This is a genomic window from Bacillus sp. SIMBA_008, from assembly GCF_046535495.1.
GTDB lineage: Bacteria > Bacillota > Bacilli > Bacillales > Bacillaceae > Bacillus > Bacillus subtilis.
This window is the reverse complement of record NZ_JAWRWL010000006.1, coordinates 54,252-72,074: the sequence shown is the minus strand read 5'-3', so window position 1 is coordinate 72,074 and position 17,823 is coordinate 54,252. Positions and strand designations below refer to the sequence as shown.

The following is a 17,823-nucleotide window of genomic DNA, read 5'->3' as shown; positions in this document are numbered from 1 at the left end:
CCGCCTATACAAAACATATGTTCTATCATAAACCAAATCCGTACAATTTACTACTCGCCTTTCACAGCCGCTACTGTTTTCAAAGCCCTGTCAAAATCTTCATACACCGCATTGCCTACAACGATCACGTCCGCATGCTCTGCATACTGTTTGGCCATTTCCGCATCCTTGATGCCGCCGCCGTAAAACAAGGTGGACGTTTCCAATACAGCCTTCGTTTTCTTGACAGCTTCTATGTCTCCAAGCACGCCGCTGTATTCTAAATAAAAAATCGGCAGTTGCAGCAGCTCCGACACACGCGCATAGGCGACAATATCATCCATATTCAGATCGGCGTCCGCTTCAGTCAGTGCCGCGGCTTTGCAATCTGGATTTGCGATGCAGTAGCCCTCCGCCACGATTTCTTCCATAGACATCAGTTCTCCGTATTCCTTCATGGCTTTCTGGTGCATTCCGACAATCCAATCCGCGTTTTTGCTGTTTAATACACTCGGAATAAAATATAAGTCAAAGCCGGGAACGATCGCTTCAATCGCTGATACCTCTAGGACACACGGCACCAAAAACCGTCTTACCTTAGACATCATCCGCAGGACATTATCCTCTGTCACACCATCACTGCCTCCGATAATGACCGCATCCGTTCCTGATTCGCAAAGAATCTCCAGCTGTTCGTCAGGCAAATCTTTATTTGGATCGAGTTTAAAGACATGCTTCCACTCCGTTACATCGTACACGTCATACGTTCCTCCATTCGTTTGTTACCATTTAAACATTATAACAAATTCACATAGCGCGGAAAAACGGAAAAAGCCGTTAATCTCGTTATTCACTGAAAAAGGTGTTTTGATTCTTTTTTCATAAAAAAAGAGAGCAGGAGGCAGACCTGCATGGTGAGTCCTGTATCGGCAGAAGCACACATTTTTCACCAGATTCCTTCTGCTATTGTTTGGAAAGTGTTCAACTGTGGAAATGGTTACATAAAAAGGGAGGCTGAGAGATGGAAACCATCATAATAGCACTCATCGCATTTATCATAGGGATCATCGCTATCCCGATCGTCTTGTTTGCCTGGATCTACATAAAGGATGAAAAACAGCAGGAGCACTCAATTCTTCGCAACTATCCCGTCATCGGAAGGTTTCGGTATATCCTTGAAAAAATCGGGCCGGAGCTCAGACAGTATTTATACAGCAATGACAATGAGGAGCAGCCTTTTTCACGAAAGGAATATGAGCAAACCGTCATCTCCGGCAAATACAAAAGCAGAATGATGGGCTTTGGATCTGTAAGAGATTTTGATAAACCTGGCTATTATATCCGTAACGCTATGTTTCCAAAACAAAGGGAAGAAATGCACGTAAATCAAACGCCAAAAATTGAAACCCAAATCTATAAAATGGATGCTGACAATCTGTTCAAACGCAAGGAGCATGCCGAACATATCAAGGCAGACCCGTATTTTCTCCATCCTGATGATGTACAGGTGATTGGCGAGCATACATGCGAGAAGCCATTTTATGTGAAGGGCTTAGTCGGCCAGTCTGCCATGAGCTACGGTTCTCTTGGAGAACGGGCTGTTACGGCGCTCTCAAAAGGGCTCCATCTGGCAGGCGGCACCTGGATGAATACAGGTGAAGGGGGATTGTCTGAATATCACTTAAAGGGCGGCGCCGATATCATTTGCCAAATCGGACCGGGCCTATTCGGCGTGCGCAAAAGAAACGGGGAATTTTCGTGGGAGGAATTTAAAAGAAAAAGCAGGATTGACCAGATTAAAGCGTTTGAGCTAAAGCTGGCACAAGGAGCGAAAACCCGCGGCGGCCATGTGGACGGCGCCAAAGTATCAGAGGAAGTGGCAGACATTCGGAATGTCGAACCTGGAAAGTCGATTGACAGCCCGAACCGCTTTTATGAATTCTCAAACCCTCCTGAAATGCTCGACTTTATTGAAAAACTTAGAGATGTCGGACAAAAGCCAGTCGGCATCAAACTGGTCGCAGGGCATCCTGAAGAATTGCATGAGCTTTTCTCTCATATGCAGAAAAGCGGAAAGCATCCGGATTTTATCACGATCGACGGAAGTGAAGGCGGTACCGGAGCTTCCTTTTACGAGCTCGCGGATACAGTCGGCCTTCCGATTATGACAGCGCTGCCTATTGTGGACACGCTTCTTAAACAGTACGGCTTGCGCAGCCAGCTGAAAATCTTTGCTTCCGGAAAGCTCCTGACTCCTGATAAAATCGCGGTCGCCTTAGCCCTCGGCGCTGACTTTGTTAACATCGCACGCGGCATGATGTTTTCCGTTGGCTGCATCCGCGCTCTCGTCTGCCACACCAACACCTGTCCGGCAGGTGTGGCGACGACAGATCCGAAATTGCAAAAAGCACTGAGCGTTGAGGAAAAACAGCATCGTGTCTGCAACTACGTTATTTCATTGCGCGAGGGACTATTTAACCTTGCAGCCGCAGCAGGGATTAATTCGCCGATTCATTTTTCCAAGGAGCATGTTGTCTATCGGAAAGAGGATGGCAGTATCATCAATATCGACAACCTGATCCATCAATTTGTTTCATAAAGAAACCGCCCTTGCCGAACGGCAGGGCGGTTCTATGTTATTTTGAAGAAGACTCAGTTTCCGTCTCTTTCACACGGTCAAGCGCCATTTCATAAGCGTCATTCCCGTAATTTAAGCAGCGTTTCACACGGGAAATCGTAGCCGTGGAAGCGCCTGTTTCTGTTTCAATCTTATGATACGTGTTTCCTTCGCGAAGCATGCGCGCCACTTCAAGGCGCTGAGCCAGCGATTGAATTTCGTTAATTGTGCATAGATCATCGAAGAATCGGTAACATTCCTCCAGGTCTTTCAGCGATAAGATCGAGTTAAATAACTGGTCCAGCTCTTTGCCGCGTAATTTATCGATTTGCATCGTTACACACCTTCTCCTTTACTAATGGAAGCCGCATCAAGATCAGGTACGATATTGATCCAAGTCTTTCCTGGCACAAACGGAAGCCACTTGCCGTCTTTTACCGGCACAATTCTGCCATTCACTTGTTTCCAGTCTGTTTCAATGACGTTTCCGTGCTGAAACAACAGACCTTTTCCTCCTGATTCCAAGTCGATGTCCCGCCTTCCATCTTGATCAATAATATGATGGCTGGCTTCAACAATGAAAATATTTTGCATTGCAACCGGCTTTCCGGTTTCCCGGTCTGTCGTTATGACACCATCAGAGCTTCTTGTATAAGATTCAGCTTTTTTATCATAGTTGTATTCGACAAGATTTGTAACGTTATTTGTTCCATAATCTACCCGAACATTGTAAGATTCATTTGCAGGTTTTGCATCTGATGTTTGAAACAGCAGCGGATTTGTTTCCTGCTTCAGCTTATAACCCTTTTGTTCCGCCGCCTTTTTTATGTAATCATAAGACGTATAGGAATTATGGGGCGGTTTGCTGAAATCAGCTCTCCAAAATAAGCTTCCGTCAAAATCCAATCCGTTCATATAATCAGCAGCTCCGGATTCCAGCTGCTCTTTGGCGCCGGGACTCCAGCCGTGATGGACAAATATGCTGTCAAAGCCATTGCTGAGAGTGACGAAATATTCCCGCGCGCTCCGCACAGGTCCGACAGTTTCAGGCATCTGGCTTTGGAAAATGGCCAGAAATCTTGTGATTTGCCCTTCGGCTAGCGCTTCTATGACTATGTCGGCTTTAGACAGACCCGACTGCGGCCTCGCCTTCGGGTGATTGTTCACCACAACAGCAACAGGCCGGCGTTCAGTCACCTTCTGTTCAGTCTTTAGCCCCGTTAAAGGAGCTTTCAGCTTCTTTGCAGTATCCGGGACAGCATCCTTCTGCTGGCAGGATACCAGCAGAAAAAACACGAAACACAGCGCGCAAACTGTCATCCATTTTTTCATATGTCGGCTCCCTGCTCTTTTATATTTTAACGCATTATCGATGGAAAGAGTACAGTTTTTTTCATGACGTCGAAGATTCCTCTTGGCGTAATGCGTATATACGGAAGGTGCGTACTTTGCAAAAAGAGCAGCGTATAGATAGGATCGCAAAACTCATAGCCTCTTTCAGTCAAAAGATCTCTCAGCTTTTGTTCCTTCTCAAGCACGTCTTCATACGCTTCCGAAGAGGCGCAGCCGCACAGCGCAAGCGGGATTTCATGCAGAATGTTTCCGTTCTCCGCTAAAACAATTCCTCCTCCGATTTCTTTCATGCGAGCGAAAGCGAGCAGCATATCCGCTTTATTTTTTCCAATCGCGACAATGTCGCCCGTCGTCGTAAAGGAGCTTACAAATCCCTGCACGCTTGAGGCAAACCCTTTTATCATCGTATTGACGCGCCATTTCCCGTGTCTGTCGAGCATCGTCAAATAACTTTCATCATGGTCAAACGAGAGCTGTTCCATCGAATTGTCGATCTCAATCATATATGGCTCCATAATAACCGCATTCCGCATTTTCACGCCCATCGGCATAGAAAACTGCAAGTCATCCATCGTCATATCATATGAAAGCTCAAGCGGGACAAGACCGCCTTTGTGCCAGTCCGTCTTTGTAAACGCCTTCAAATCACAGCCGTCTTCACGCAGAATGGTCCCTTTTGACAGAACAGTCACGGGATTCGGATTTAACGGATCTTCCAGTATGTTGAGCGATGCCAGTCTACCCGGTCCGACAACTCCTAAATAATCATCCATTTGGTAATACTTTGCGATATTAAATGATGCCATATTGTAGGCGTCGATTGCAGGTACGCCTTCTTCTAAAGCGATGCGAATCAGCTCGTTTGTCATGCCGCCTTTATAGAAATTCGGGGTTGCGCCATCTGTCGTGTAAAAGAAGTGGTCATAATAGCGGAAGCCCTTCTCATGCAGCTCCTGCAAGATTTTTCTTACATCAGGGCGAATGGAAGAGTTCCGAAGGGAAACATAATAGCCCAGTTCCAGCCTTCTCATCACTTCATCACCTGTCATCGCTTCATGATCACAATCCGCTCCGAACAGCTTCATTTTTGTAAGCGTTTTATCAGAAGCGCCGGGAAAATGCCCTTCAATGCGTTTTCTCTGTTTCTTTGTAGCTTGCATGCAGTGGAGCATTAAATCATCACCATCTACCAAGCGAGGCCACCCGGTCATTTCTCCGCCTTGAATCACATCCGGATGTTCAATCCACTGTTTTCTGACGTCAAATGGAAGGACGTGGTCCTCGTTCAGAACCTCGGTCTGGAGGTCATAGCGTGACCACCAAAAATACTGGACAGGCTGCTTTTTGAGTTCATTCAAAATCGTAAGCGCTTTCTTTTTTCCGCTTTGCAAAAGCAAAAATAAGTTATCATTCACGAATGTCGTTGTTCCGTATTGAGACACATATTCCGCCAGTGTTTGGGGATTATATATTTGAAAAGGATGTGCGTGCGGTTCAATATAACCTGGCACAATGTATTTTCCTTCACAATCAATCGTATGAATTTCTTCGGCTCTATTCGGAAGTTCATGACCCACATAAACAATGCGGTCCTGATAAATCCAAATGTTTTTTTTCAGCCATTGTTTTACATATGGATTTAAGACGAGAGCATTCCGTAAAAGGAGCGTTGGAAGCAGCTTTGAGTCTACAACATCAACCTGTGCCCTGATGTCTTTGTTTTTCCAGTTAAAGGTGCGTTCGGACATTCACATACTCTCCTTTACATGTATTAGACTCATGGTATCACATCCTTCCTCATCACGCACGATAAAAACGTTACAAATTTTTGAAGGTTCGGTTAAAAAACTTTTTTAAGTAAAAGGAGCGGATTTCCTTGAAGCCAAACATCAGTCTCATCAATGCCGTGTTCAGAATCGCCTGCGGATTGACGATTATGTCAGCCGCCAGTGCAAAGTTTACGAAAAAACCTTGGTGCAGAATGCATCTCTTTTACATCTTTATGGGGGCCATGAAAGCGGGTTCGGGAATCTTGCGCTTCTGTCCTGTGACCTACATGTTTCAACACAGTGATTCTGGAAATAACGAGCATCAAAACGGATAAATGGAAAAGCTTGATCACAAAACGTGATCAAGCTTTTTTTATGCCCACCCTTTGTTTTCATATAGAAATATCCTGCAGCTGCCAGCACTGCCGGATAAAGCAGTGCCCAGCCGCTGAATGAATAAATCACCGCGCACGCCACAAATGCCCCGAGCGCCATCCACCAGCCTATATCTCTCCTGCCCAGCAGTTTCAGTGCTGCCGCCATTGTACATATGTAAGATGCGATAAAAGCCGCGCTCGGCCCTTTCAACAGAGTCGTCAAATCGATTTGAAACAGACCATGCGCCGCAAGCACTAAGCCAAACACTGCGGCCATCGCTGTCAAAACGCGAATAGGCGTACGTTTTGTCGCACTGAGTTTTCCAAAAAATACGGGTATGTGCCCCTCTCTCGCCAATGCGTACACCATTCTTGAAAAACCGGCAATATTGGCATGGATGGTGGCGAATGTAATAAACAGCGCTAAACAAACCGTGACATATACACCGCTTTCCCCTGCTCCTTTTGAGATGAGCATGGCGAGCGATGCAATTTCTCCATTCTCTCCGTATGAATGAGTCCCCACCGTCACAAATGACAGCATGATATACAGCCCTGCCACACAAGACGCTGCCAAAAACAAGCTGAGCGGGACATCTTTTTCAGGGCGATGAAATTCCTCAGCCAACGGGGTAATCATTTCCCAGCCTACAAAAGAGAAAAAAATCATAACAGAAACAGATCCCGCGGCAGACCAGCCATGCGGAAGAAACGGCTTGAATTCTGCTATCGTGACGTGTGGCAATGACACAGCAATAGAAGTGACAAGCAGAAATACGATGACACAAATAACGAGTGTACTGATGTTTGCGGATAGTTGAATGCCTCTCATATGAAGCAAAATAGATATAGCCAGCATGCAACCAGCAATCGATGTAACCTGCCAATCCGCCGCCTCTGTGACGTAACTGACGTAATGCGCGCCAGTCAAAGCGATGATGGGAACGCCGATCGGAACGGACCCTAACATGATCCAGCCCAAAATAGCCCCGGCTTTTTTCTGAAAGGCCAGCTGCACATAAGCCGTGATTCCTCCCGCGCTGGGCGCGATTTTCACAAGCCGGGCCAGCGTGCCGACAAGAAGAAAAGATAAAAAAGACATGAATACCCAGACAAATAAAGAAGCCGGACCGGCCGTGTCCGCGGTGACAGACGGCAGAATTAATATCCCGCAGCCTAAAACCGCCCCAATCGTTAACGCCGTCCCTTGTATCCAAGTAATAGAGCGCTGCAATTCTGGCAACATGATGCCCCCTCTCTGATTGATGGCTTTATTATAGAAAAAATAAGACGGCATCCATATGCTACAATGAAGGTAAATCAACAGCATTACCTTACGATCAAAGGAATTTTCATTCATTCGCCTAAATATGTAAAGGAGCCAGACAAATGGACGATACAGACCTTCAGATTCTCTCGCATTTGCAGCGAAATGGCAGATTAACGATGGTTGAGCTGGGAAAGCTTGTCGGACTCAGTTCGCCAAGCGCGGCGGAGCGTGTCAGGAAGCTTGAAGACAAAGGAGTGATTACCGGGTACAGCGCGAATATCTGTTATGAAAAACTAAACAAGCATGTCACCGCTTTTATTCTCATGGAGCCAAAAAGCTGTAAGCACTACGCCGCCTTTGCAACATCGCATCCTGATGTAGCAGAAAACCACCGCATCACGGGTATGTACAGCTATGTGACAAAGGTCGTGACTGAATCGGTACATACGCTTGAGGATTTTATTGACGCCTCGATGGCCCATGGAAAACCAACCACGCTCGTTGTCCTTTCTTCTTCCAGCTGCCATCCCGCTTTTTGATAACAAAAAACCCGCAGCTATTCTGCGGGTTTTCCTCACTTATTTTTGGGCAGCCTTTAAAGCGCGTGCCCCAATGTCTTTTCTGAAAAAGAGTCCCGGTTTGAAAATTTCATCAACCGCTTTGTACACTCGGTCTCTAGCCGCTTCAAACGATTCATCAAAAGCTGTCACATTGGCGACGCGCCCCCCGTTTGTAACGAACTCTCCGCCTTCTGCTTTCGTTCCGGCATGGAAGACCACGACCTGCTCAGTTTCCGCAGCAAGGCTGCCGATCGGCGTGCCTTTTGCGTAGCTTTCCGGATATCCTTCAGAAGCAAGCACCACACTAACAGCAGCGGTATCCTTCCATCTTAAGTCAACTTCCTTATCATCTAAAAGATCAAGAAGCACCTGTACCAGATCAGATTCCATGCGCGGAAGCACGACCTGTGTTTCCGGATCGCCGAAACGGGCATTAAATTCAATGACCTTCGAGCCGTTTTCAGTAAGCATCAATCCAGCGTACAAAACGCCAGTGAAGGAACGGCCTTCTTGTACCATTGCTTTTGCGGCCGGCTTCACGATCGTTTCTACAGCATGGCGGACCGTTTCATCCGAAATTTGCGGAACTGGAGAGTAAGCGCCCATTCCGCCTGTATTCGGGCCTTTGTCTCCGTCAAACGCACGCTTGTGATCCTGGGCAATCACCATCGGATACACCTTTTCCCCTTTGACAAAGGCCATCAGAGAAAATTCTTCACCAGTAAGATATTCTTCAATGACAACGGACGCGCTCGCATCACCGAACTTTTCATCTTCAAGAAAGTCATGCAGACACGCAATTGCTTCTTCCTCTGTCATAGCAACAGTAACGCCTTTTCCAGCTGCAAGTCCATCTGCTTTTATCACAATCGGAGCACCTTTTTCCTGCACATATGCCTTCGCCTCATCAAAGGATGTAAACGTGTCGTATTCTGCGGTCGGAATGTCGTATTTCTTCATTAAGTCCTTAGCGAACTGTTTGCTTCCTTCGATGATCGCCGCGGCTTTTGACGGGCCGAACACGCGCAGTCCCGCTTTTTTAAATTCATCCACCAGACCTTCAATTAAAGGAACCTCAGGGCCGACAATGGTCAGGCCGGCCTGATTTTGTTTTGCAAATGAGACAAGCCCTGCGTGGTCGCTTTCCTCAATGTTTACAAGCTGTGCGGAAGCTGCCATGCCGTCATTTCCGGGAGCGGCAAATACATTCTCGACGAGGCTGCTTTGCGCTGCCTTCCACGCCAGCGTATGTTCTCTTCCGCCTTTACCGATAATTAATACATTCACGTCGTTTTCATCCCCTTAATGTTTGAAGTGTCTGATGCCGGTGAATACCATGGCAATGCCGTATTCATCCGCTTTTTTGATGGAATCCTCGTCACGCACAGATCCCCCCGGCTGAATGATAGCCGTAACGCCTGCTTTTGCTGCTTCTTCAACAGTATCCGGCATTGGGAAAAATGCATCAGATCCGAGCGCGCTGCCCTTCGCTTTTTCCCCTGCTTGCTCGATTGCGATTTTTGCCGATCCGACGCGGTTCATTTGGCCTGCTCCCACGCCGACTGTCATGTTGTCCTTCGCGAGAACAATCGCATTTGATTTCACATGCTTCACGACTTTCCAAGCAAGCTTCAAGTCTTCCCACTCTTGCTCGTTCGGCTCTCTTTTTGTCGGAATGCTAATCTCAGCATCATCGAAGCCGTGCATATCTAAATCTTGAATCAGCAGCCCGCCTTGAACGGATGTCAGCTGTTTTTCCTTTTGAACAGCGGCGGATACGTCAAGCGTCAGCAGGCGGAGATTTTTCTTCGCAGTCAGGACGTCGAGCGCTTCTTGGCTGAATGAAGGCGCAATGATGATTTCTAAGAAAATGTTGTGAAGCGCTTCGGCAGTTGCCTTGTCCACTTCACGGTTCAGCGCGATAATGCCGCCGAAGATAGATGTTTTATCCGCTTCAAACGCTCTGTCAAACGCTTCGGCGATCGTTTTTCCTGTTCCTACACCGCACGGGTTCATATGCTTCACAGCAACAGCAGCCGGCTCAGTGAATTCACGAACGATTTGAACTGCCGCATCCGCGTCTTTAATGTTGTTGTAAGAAAGCTCTTTTCCGTGAAGCTGTTCTGCTTGCGCAATGGAGCCTTTGACAGGAAGAGCTGTTTGATAGAAAGTTGCTTCCTGATGCGGGTTTTCTCCATAGCGAAGCGATTGTTTTTTCTCAAATGTCACAGTGAATTGCTCTGGTTCTTTTTCACCGACAACATTTGTCAGATAGTCAGCGATCAGTGCATCATATGCCGCAGTATGACGGAATACTTTTGCCGCGAGCTCGCGTTTTTTCTGAAGAGATACGCTGCCTTCTTCTTTGATTTGATTTAGCACTGGGCTGTAATCGGCCGGATCGACGATAACCGTGACATCCTGATGGTTCTTTGATGCCGCACGCAGCATGCCAGGTCCGCCGATGTCGATATTTTCGATCGCTTCTTCATATGTGACGTCTTCCTTAGAAATCGTTTCTTTAAATGGATAGAGGTTGACGACAACGAGGTCAATCGGCTGAATCCCGTGTTCATTGATCTGCGCCATATGCTCTTCATTGCCGCGAACCGCCAGAAGGCCGCCGTGAATATTCGGGTGAAGGGTTTTTAACCGGCCGTCCATAATTTCAGGGAAGCCTGTCACTTCAGAAATTCCGATCACATCCACACCGTTTTCTTGAAGAAGCTTTTTCGTTCCGCCTGTGGAGATGACTTCAATGCCAAGCTCTGTCAGTTCTTTTACGAAAGGAACGAGATTTGTTTTATCTGAAACACTGATTAACGCACGTTTAATGGTCATGCCTTTTCACCTCTGTTATTTAATCCTAATAGCTGTTTAATCACACTCGGATACCATTTATGCTCAAGCTTGTGAATCCGCTGTTCGATTGTTTCCAATGTATCATGTTCATCAATTTCGATTGCCTTTTGAGCGATGATCGGACCTGTATCCATTCCTTCATCGACATAATGCACGGTGATTCCGGCCACCTTCACACCCGCCCGGAACGCCTGTCCGACTGCGTCGATCCCAGGAAACGCCGGAAGAAGCGACGGGTGAATGTTAATGATTTTTCCTCCATATGCTTGAAGGAGCGTATCACCAATTAGCCTCATATAGCCGGCAAGAACAATCAATTCAACCTCGTGAAGACGAAGCTGTTCAATGATGGCTTGTTCAAATGCGGCCTTGTTTTCATAAGACTTCGGCTCAAATGCAAAGGATGGAATGTGGAATGCTTCCGCCCGTTCGATGACTTTCGCCTGCGGTTTGTCGCAAACGAGGAGCGCTGCTGACGCATCCCAGTTCTCCTCCTTCAAACGCGTAACGATGGCTTCGAAGTTTGAACCGTTTCCTGATGCAAATACCGCAAACTTTTTCATGAAAGTGCCGCACCGCCGAATGTGACGCCTTCACCTTTTTTCACACGCCCGATTAAATAGGCTTTTTCGCCATGGCTTTCAAGCGTTCTGATCACATCTGTCAGATGCTCTTCTTTGACAGCCAAAACAAAACCGATCCCCATATTAAAGACGTTGAACATGTCTTCTTCCTTCAGCTTGCCGTACTCTTGCAGGAAAGAGAAAATCGGCGGGATCGGCCATGAGCCATGATCAATTTCCGCACTTAAGCCTTCCGGAAGCATACGCGGAATATTTTCAATAAATCCTCCGCCTGTCACGTGCGCCATGCCGTCGATTTTTCCGCTTTTGACCGCGGCAAGCACAGGCTTCACGTAAATCCTTGTCGGTTCAAGCAATTCCTCGCCAAGCGGGCGTTCAAACGGCTCATATGTTGTATCGAGGTCCAGCTCCGCATCATCCAGAAGCACTTTTCTGACAAGGGAAAAGCCGTTGCTGTGAAGGCCGCTGGAGCTGAGGCCGATCAACAGATGGCCCTCTTCGATATTTTCTCCAGTCACGATTTCGTCCTTTTCTGCCACTCCGACTGAGAAACCGGCAATATCGTATTCATCAGCTGTATAGAGTCCCGGCATTTCAGCCGTTTCACCGCCGACTAAGGCTGAACCTGACTGCTCACAGCCTTCCGCAACACCTTGTACAATCTGTTCAATTTTCACTGGGTCCGCTTTGCCAACCGCTAAATAATCGAGGAAAAACAGCGGCTCTGCACCTTGTGCCAGCACGTCATTGACACACATTGCAACAGCATCCACGCCAATCGTGTCATGCTTATCCATGGAAAAAGCGAGCTTTAATTTTGTGCCGACACCGTCCGTTCCCGAAATGAGAACTGGTTTTTGATAAGAAAGCTCAGACAGGTCAAACATGCCGCCAAAACCGCCAAGGCTGCCCATAACGCCAAGCCGTTTCGTGCGCTCCACGTGTTTTTTCATTCGTTTGACAGCTTCATATCCGGCTTCGATGTCAACTCCTGCGTTTTTATATGCTTCAGACATCCTATTCACTCCTTTAAGGCGCTTTTCAAAATATCTCCCCGAACGAGGGCAGAAAGAGAAAGGCAGCCGAACTGCGCTGCCTTTATGTCATTTTTCAAGTTTTATTTGGTTAATACTGCTTCTTTTACGTGAGGAAGCACTGTATCCTGGTAAATTTCAGTCGGATATTTTCCTGTAAAGCAAGCGAGACACTGTCCGCAATTCGAGTCATCGTATTTTCTGCCGATGCCTTTCAGCAGCCCTTCCACACTCAAAAATGAGAGGGTATCGGCTCCGATTTCCTGACGGATTTCTTCAACAGAATGCGAAGACGCGATCAGTTCTTCATGTGTGGAAGTATCAATGCCATAAAAGCACGGATGAGCGATCGGCGGTGAACTGATTTTCACATGCACCTCTGTCGCACCCGCTTCTCTAAGCATCGTGACAATCCGGCGGCTAGTTGTTCCGCGTACGATAGAGTCATCCACCATCACGACGCGTTTGCCTTCTACAACCCCGCGCACCGCAGACAGCTTCATTCTGACGCCTTGCTCACGCAGAGCCTGGGACGGCTGAATAAACGTTCTGCCAACATAACGGTTTTTGATTAAGCCAAGCTCATACGGAATGCCTGTTGCCTCTGCATAGCCGATCGCCGCTGAAATACTGGAATCCGGAACCCCGGTTACGACGTCAGCTTCAACTGCGGATTCCTGAGCCAGCATTTTCCCAAGGTTTTTACGGGCACTGTGCACATTAATACCGTCAATATTGCTGTCTGGTCTGGAGAAATAAATGTACTCCATGCTGCAAATGGAACGATTGATATTCATGGAAAAACGCTCTGATTTCATGCCTTCATCATTAATGATCAGCATTTCCCCCGGCTCTACCTCGCGAAGGTACGTTGCGCCGACGACGTCAAATGCGCATGTTTCTGATGCGACCACATAAGCATCGCCCATCATGCCGATGGATAGCGGTCTCAGCCCGTTCGGATCAAGTGCGACAATCATTTCTGTTTCGGTCATGATCAGGAACGCGTAGGCGCCTTTCAGCATAGAAAGCGAGTTTTTAATTTGATCCTTCAGCGTGAAGTGTCCGCTTCTTTTGATCAGGTGAGCCAAAACCTCTGTATCCGAAGAGGTTTGAAAGATGCTCCCTTGATTTTCAAGCTGCTGCTTCAGCTGAGTGGCATTGACAAGATTTCCGTTATGAGCAAGCGCCAGGCTGCCGTTGTTTTGGGAACGGAAGAGGAGCGGCTGAACATTTTCGTATCCGCCGCCTCCAGCCGTTGCGTACCGAACGTGCCCGATAGCGCCTTTTCCCTTTACTTTGCTGAGTTCGCCGTTTTGAAATACTTCAGTGATCAGCCCTTGGCCTTTGTGAGCCGTCAGCTTTTCACCGTCAGTCGCTACGATGCCAGCACCCTCCTGTCCTCGGTGCTGAAGGCTGTGGAGACCGTAATACGTGATCTGCGGGGCTTCTTCATGTCCCCAAATCCCAAAAACGCCGCATTCTTCATTTAAGCCTTTGATTTCAGCAAGCATGGGATAGCTCCTTTCCATACGCGTTCAAGCTCTTTCGTTTGCGCATGAATCATTTGTTGTCCGTCTTGGTTTTGAATCGCCAGAATTCCGTCAGCTGTTACCTCACCAATATGAACCGCATCTTTGACAGTTGCTTCAAACGCAGCTTGATGTTCTTTTTTCACTGAAACGACGAAGCGGGATTGAGATTCAGAGAATAATAACGCCGCTTCCCCTTCTACAGTCACATTAGCGCCAAGGTTTTCCGTCGTCATGACACTTTCCGCAATCGCTACGCCTAAGCCGCCTTCAGACACATCATGCGCAGATTGAACGAAGCCTTTTTTAATCGCGTCAAGCAGTGCTTTTTGACGAGACAGCTCGACATCAAGATCGATTTGCGGCGCTTTGCCGTAAATACGGCCTTCTGTCATTTTTTGCAGCTCGCTTCCGGCAAACTCTGGTTTTGTTTCGCCGATCACGTATACGAGATCTCCTGCTTGTTTGAAATGCTGTGTTGTAATGTGCGCTGTATCTTCAATTAGGCCGACCATGCCGATAACTGGTGTCGGATAGATCGCCGTGCCGTTTGATTCGTTATAAAGCGATACGTTACCGCCGATAACCGGAGTGCTGAGAACATTGCACGCTTCGCTTATGCCGTCTGCCGCTTTTTCGATCTGCCAGAAGATTTCCGGCTTCTCAGGGTTTCCGAAGTTAAGGTTATCTGTCACCGCAAGCGGTTCTGCGCCTGAGCAAATGATGTTGCGCGCTGCTTCAGCGACAGCAATTTTCCCTCCGACTTCAGGATCAAGATAGAGATAACGCGCGTTACAGTCTGTCGTCATCGCCAGCGCCTTTTTCGTTCCGCGGATTCTGAGAACACCAGCATCAGACCCAGGAGCGACAACTGTATTCGTGCGCACCATGTAGTCATACTGATCATAAACCCACTCTTTACTCGCAATCGTCGGCTGCTGAAGAAGGGCCTTCAGCATTTCATTCGCATCTTCAATTTGCGGAGCCGGAACGTCTGTTTCCAAAAACTCGCGATAGTAAGCAGGCTCTTGAGAAGGCTTATGGTAAACCGGTGCTTCTTCTGCCAAGGCATCAACAGGCAGCTCGCACACAACCTCTCCTTTATGTGTCAGGCGAAGCATTTTATCATCTGTCACATGTCCGACAGAAACCGCTTCAAGATCATACTTGTCAAAAATATCGATGATTTCCTGCTCACGTCCGCGCTCAATAACCAAAAGCATCCGTTCTTGTGATTCAGAAAGCATCATTTCATACGCGGTCATGCCTGTTTCGCGCTGAGGAATCAGGTCAAGATTCATTTCAATGCCAGAACCGGCTTTACTTGCCATTTCTGCACTTGAGCTTGTTAAACCGGCAGCTCCCATATCCTGAATGCCGACTAAGGCGTCGCATTGGATGACTTCCAGACATGCTTCAAGCAAAAGCTTCTCCATAAACGGATCGCCGACTTGGACAGCAGAACGCTTTTCTTCAGACGAGTCTGACATTTCTTCAGAAGCAAACGTAGCGCCGTGGATGCCGTCACGCCCTGTTTTCGCTCCTACGTACATTACTGTGTTGCCGACACCCTTTGCCTGGCCTTTTTTGATGTCTTCATGGTTGATTAAACCGACGCACATTGCGTTGACGAGCGGATTTCCTTCATAGCTGCTGTCAAACTGCACTTCTCCGCCGACTGTCGGGATGCCGATACAGTTGCCGTATCCGGCGATACCCGCTACTACTTCTTCAAACAAGTACTTCACGCGGGGTGAAGTCAGTTCACCAAATCGAAGAGAGTTCAATACAGCGATTGGGCGTGCACCCATTGAGAATACATCACGGATAATTCCGCCTACGCCAGTCGCAGCGCCTTGGTAAGGCTCGAGAGCTGATGGGTGGTTATGTGATTCAATTTTGAACACAACCGCTTGGTTATCACCGATATCAACGATTCCGGCGCCTTCCCCCGGCCCCTGCAGCACACGCTCGCCGCTTGTCGGGAATTTACGCAGAATCGGCTTTGAGTTTTTATAGCTGCAATGCTCAGACCACATGACAGAAAAAATTCCGATTTCTGTGTAGTTCGGCAATCTTCCAAGAATGGATTCTATCAATGCAAACTCATCATCACTGACACCCATTTGCTGATACAGTTTCTCTTCTTTTATTTGTTCTTTACTTGGTTCAAGCAGTAGTGACATGAGTTTCCCTCCAATTTTTCACGATAGACTGGAACAATTTAAGACCGTCGGCGCTTCCAAGCAGTTCATCGACCGCGCGCTCAGGGTGAGGCATCATGCCTAATACATTGCCTTTCTCATTCACGACACCGGCAATGTCGCTGACACTTCCATTAATATTAGAGCCGTATGTGAAAGCAATTTGATTGTTTTCCTTTAATGTAGCAAGCGTCTCGTCATCACAGTAGAAATTCCCTTCACCATGGGCAACCGGGATTGTAATCGATTCTCCCTTTTCGTAGGAAGCTGTGAATAAGGTTTCGTCGTTCTGAACAATCAATTCAACCGGACGGCAAATGAACTTCAGATCTTTGTTGCGTCTCATTGCGCCTGGCAGCAGCCCAAGCTCCTGTAAAATCTGGAATCCGTTACAGACGCCAAGAACAGGTTTTCCTTCAGCCGCTGCTTGTTTGACAGCTGGCATAATATTCGCAAATCGGGCGATGGCGCCGCATCTTAAGTAATCGCCGTAAGAAAATCCTCCCGGAATTAACACGCCGTCGAAGCCGTCAAGGCTTGTTTCCTCATGCCAGACGTATTCCACTTCATGGCCGAGCTCATCCTTTACAGCATGATACATATCGATATCACAGTTGGAGCCGGGTAACACAATCACCGCAAATTTCACTGTGCGACTACCTCCTCAACCTCATATCTATAATCTTCAATCACTGTGTTCGCAAGAAGTTTTTCGCACATTTCTTTCACTAGCACGTCAAGATCACGGTCAGATTTTTCAATGGTAAGCTCCATGTATTTCCCGATGCGCACATCTTGAACTTCGTTGTAAGTCATACTGTGCAAGGCATGCTGGACAGCGCTCCCTTGTGGATCTAGTACACTTTCTTTTAAGCTGACATAAACTTTTACTTTATACATGATGAATGCCTCCCAGTCTATTGAAAATCTCTTCGTATGCGTCGGTTAAGCTTCCCAGATTGCGTCTGAATAAATCTTTGTCCAGCTTTTCGTTCGTTTCTTTATCCCACAAGCGGCATGTGTCAGGAGATATTTCATCCGCCAAAAGCACTTGCCCTTCTGCATCTAAACCGAATTCAAGCTTGAAATCTATTAATCTGACATGACAATCGTCGAAGATGCTTTGAAGCTCTTCATTTACTATTGTTGTAATGGACTTAATGGTTTCTACCTGCTCAGGAGTCGCCGCCTTCAAAAGCCAAATATGATCTTCTGTGATGAGCGGATCACCCAGCGCGTCATCCTTGTAGTAAAACTCGATAATCGGCTGCTCAAGCTCCGTGCCTTCTGGAATGCCGAGACGTTTGGACATGCTTCCTGCCACAACATTTCTTACCACGACTTCAAGCGGCACAATCGTTACCTTTTTAATGAGCTGCTCCGTTTCCGAAATGCGCTCGATAAAATGATTGTTAATGCCCTTAGCATGAAGGTGTTTGAAAATGAGGCTTGAAATTTCATTATTTAAGCGCCCTTTTCCGCTGATTTCTGCTTTTTTCTCGCCGTTAAAGGCAGTGGCGGAGTCTTTATACACGACATACAGCGTGTTTTCGTCATCGGTTTTGTAGATCTTTTTTGCTTTTCCTTCGTATAAAAGTTCATTCTTCACAATATTCACGGAAGGCCTCCTAACCCGAATGTTGGGAATTTTCAAACTGCGGCGGCTTAGAAGAAGCCGCTAA

General features: G+C 47.3%; 16 protein-coding genes and 1 pseudogene. 3 read left to right on the top strand and 14 right to left on the bottom strand.

The window, feature by feature from the left end; all coding sequences use genetic code 11:
• Positions 1–50: 50 nt before the first annotated feature.
• Positions 51–737 carry a heptaprenylglyceryl phosphate synthase gene (gene pcrB, locus SB658_RS18440; RefSeq protein WP_029726604.1) on the bottom strand — a complete coding sequence of 229 codons (687 nt, stop codon included), beginning with the start codon at positions 735–737 and terminating at the stop codon, positions 51–53.
• 263 nt (positions 738–1,000) lie between these two features.
• Here pcrB and SB658_RS18435 point away from each other — a divergent pair, with 263 nt between their 5' ends.
• Positions 1,001–2,578 (top strand): FMN-binding glutamate synthase family protein, encoded by a 1,578-nt coding sequence (locus SB658_RS18435; protein WP_003233925.1) that lies wholly within the window; start codon positions 1,001–1,003, stop codon positions 2,576–2,578.
• A 37-nt stretch (positions 2,579–2,615) separates the two neighbouring features.
• On the opposite strand, the gene SB658_RS18430 is transcribed toward SB658_RS18435, so the two are convergent.
• From SB658_RS18430 to SB658_RS18420, 3 genes are read right to left on the bottom strand one after another with little or no spacing between them, the layout of a single operon-like run.
• Positions 2,616–2,930 carry a YerC/YecD family TrpR-related protein gene (locus SB658_RS18430; RefSeq protein WP_003219429.1) on the bottom strand — a complete coding sequence of 105 codons (315 nt, stop codon included), beginning with the start codon at positions 2,928–2,930 and terminating at the stop codon, positions 2,616–2,618.
• 2 nt (positions 2,931–2,932) lie between these two features.
• Entirely contained in the window at positions 2,933–3,928 is a 996-nt protein-coding gene (locus tag SB658_RS18425; protein WP_015715446.1) for a DUF3048 domain-containing protein, read from the bottom strand.
• A gap of 26 nt (positions 3,929–3,954) precedes the next feature.
• Positions 3,955–5,697 carry an adenine deaminase gene (locus SB658_RS18420; RefSeq protein WP_015383004.1) on the bottom strand — a complete coding sequence of 581 codons (1,743 nt, stop codon included), beginning with the start codon at positions 5,695–5,697 and terminating at the stop codon, positions 3,955–3,957.
• Between the two features lie 128 nt (positions 5,698–5,825).
• Here SB658_RS18420 and SB658_RS18415 point away from each other — a divergent pair, with 128 nt between their 5' ends.
• A complete protein-coding gene (locus SB658_RS18415; protein ID WP_003233931.1) occupies positions 5,826–6,053 on the top strand; it encodes a YgaP family membrane protein in 228 nt (75 codons plus the stop codon).
• Between the two features lie 14 nt (positions 6,054–6,067).
• On the opposite strand, the pseudogene SB658_RS18410 reads toward SB658_RS18415, so the two are convergent.
• Positions 6,068–7,341 (bottom strand): annotated as a pseudogene (locus tag SB658_RS18410) (APC family permease).
• Positions 7,342–7,484: 143 nt separating this feature from the next.
• Between SB658_RS18410 and SB658_RS18405 the strand changes: the two are divergent.
• The gene (locus SB658_RS18405) at positions 7,485–7,904 is read left to right on the top strand and encodes an Lrp/AsnC family transcriptional regulator (protein ID WP_015252648.1); all 420 of its coding nucleotides are present in this window, start codon (positions 7,485–7,487) and stop codon (positions 7,902–7,904) included.
• A gap of 39 nt (positions 7,905–7,943) precedes the next feature.
• On the opposite strand, the gene purD is transcribed toward SB658_RS18405, so the two are convergent.
• The 9 genes from purD to purC all read right to left on the bottom strand — a co-directional run bounded on the left by purD (position 7,944) and on the right by purC (position 17,759).
• Positions 7,944–9,212 (bottom strand): phosphoribosylamine--glycine ligase, encoded by a 1,269-nt coding sequence (purD, locus tag SB658_RS18400; protein ID WP_015715444.1) that lies wholly within the window; start codon positions 9,210–9,212, stop codon positions 7,944–7,946.
• Between the two features lie 15 nt (positions 9,213–9,227).
• A complete protein-coding gene (gene purH / locus SB658_RS18395) occupies positions 9,228–10,766 on the bottom strand; it encodes a bifunctional phosphoribosylaminoimidazolecarboxamide formyltransferase/IMP cyclohydrolase (RefSeq protein WP_163182150.1) in 1,539 nt (512 codons plus the stop codon).
• Complete coding sequence (purN, locus tag SB658_RS18390; protein ID WP_015252651.1) at positions 10,763–11,350, bottom strand: phosphoribosylglycinamide formyltransferase; 588 nt, start codon at positions 11,348–11,350, stop codon at positions 10,763–10,765. Before purN ends, purH begins: the two co-directional genes overlap by 4 nt.
• On the bottom strand, positions 11,347–12,387 hold the full coding sequence (purM, locus tag SB658_RS18385) for a phosphoribosylformylglycinamidine cyclo-ligase (RefSeq protein ID WP_015715442.1): 1,041 nt from the start codon (positions 12,385–12,387) through the stop codon (positions 11,347–11,349). The genes purN and purM overlap by 4 nt, the downstream gene beginning before the upstream one ends.
• A 101-nt stretch (positions 12,388–12,488) precedes the next feature.
• Entirely contained in the window at positions 12,489–13,919 is a 1,431-nt protein-coding gene (purF, locus tag SB658_RS18380) for an amidophosphoribosyltransferase (protein ID WP_003233947.1), read from the bottom strand.
• On the bottom strand, positions 13,895–16,123 hold the full coding sequence (purL, locus tag SB658_RS18375; protein ID WP_003244429.1) for a phosphoribosylformylglycinamidine synthase subunit PurL: 2,229 nt from the start codon (positions 16,121–16,123) through the stop codon (positions 13,895–13,897). Before purL ends, purF begins: the two co-directional genes overlap by 25 nt.
• Complete coding sequence (gene purQ, locus SB658_RS18370; RefSeq protein ID WP_003243954.1) at positions 16,107–16,790, bottom strand: phosphoribosylformylglycinamidine synthase subunit PurQ; 684 nt, start codon at positions 16,788–16,790, stop codon at positions 16,107–16,109. The genes purL and purQ overlap by 17 nt, the downstream gene beginning before the upstream one ends.
• The gene (gene purS / locus SB658_RS18365; protein ID WP_003219409.1) at positions 16,787–17,041 is read right to left on the bottom strand and encodes a phosphoribosylformylglycinamidine synthase subunit PurS; all 255 of its coding nucleotides are present in this window, start codon (positions 17,039–17,041) and stop codon (positions 16,787–16,789) included. Before purS ends, purQ begins: the two co-directional genes overlap by 4 nt.
• Positions 17,034–17,759: a phosphoribosylaminoimidazolesuccinocarboxamide synthase gene (purC, locus tag SB658_RS18360; RefSeq protein WP_003242871.1), complete on the bottom strand. Its 726-nt coding sequence runs from the start codon at positions 17,757–17,759 to the stop codon at positions 17,034–17,036. Before purC ends, purS begins: the two co-directional genes overlap by 8 nt.
• Positions 17,760–17,823: the final 64 nt, after the last annotated feature.

Bases quoted from the DNA above. Each gene is read 5' to 3' on its own strand.
- SB658_RS18430 (WP_003219429.1), bottom strand. From the start codon at position 2,930: ATGCAAATCGATAAATTACGCGGCAAAGAGCTGGACCAGTTATTTAAC.
- purM (WP_015715442.1), bottom strand. From the start codon at position 12,387: ATGTCTGAAGCATATAAAAACGCAGGAGTTGACATCGAAGCCGGATAT.
- SB658_RS18435 (WP_003233925.1), top strand. From the start codon at position 1,001: ATGGAAACCATCATAATAGCACTCATCGCATTTATCATAGGGATCATC.
- purL (WP_003244429.1), bottom strand. From the start codon at position 16,123: ATGTCACTACTGCTTGAACCAAGTAAAGAACAAATAAAAGAAGAGAAA.
- SB658_RS18420 (WP_015383004.1), bottom strand. From the start codon at position 5,697: ATGTCCGAACGCACCTTTAACTGGAAAAACAAAGACATCAGGGCACAG.
- purS (WP_003219409.1), bottom strand. From the start codon at position 17,041: ATGTATAAAGTAAAAGTTTATGTCAGCTTAAAAGAAAGTGTACTAGAT.
- purN (WP_015252651.1), bottom strand. From the start codon at position 11,350: ATGAAAAAGTTTGCGGTATTTGCATCAGGAAACGGTTCAAACTTCGAA.
- purH (WP_163182150.1), bottom strand. From the start codon at position 10,766: ATGACCATTAAACGTGCGTTAATCAGTGTTTCAGATAAAACAAATCTC.
- SB658_RS18425 (WP_015715446.1), bottom strand. From the start codon at position 3,928: ATGAAAAAATGGATGACAGTTTGCGCGCTGTGTTTCGTGTTTTTTCTG.
- purF (WP_003233947.1), bottom strand. From the start codon at position 13,919: ATGCTTGCTGAAATCAAAGGCTTAAATGAAGAATGCGGCGTTTTTGGG.
- SB658_RS18405 (WP_015252648.1), top strand. From the start codon at position 7,485: ATGGACGATACAGACCTTCAGATTCTCTCGCATTTGCAGCGAAATGGC.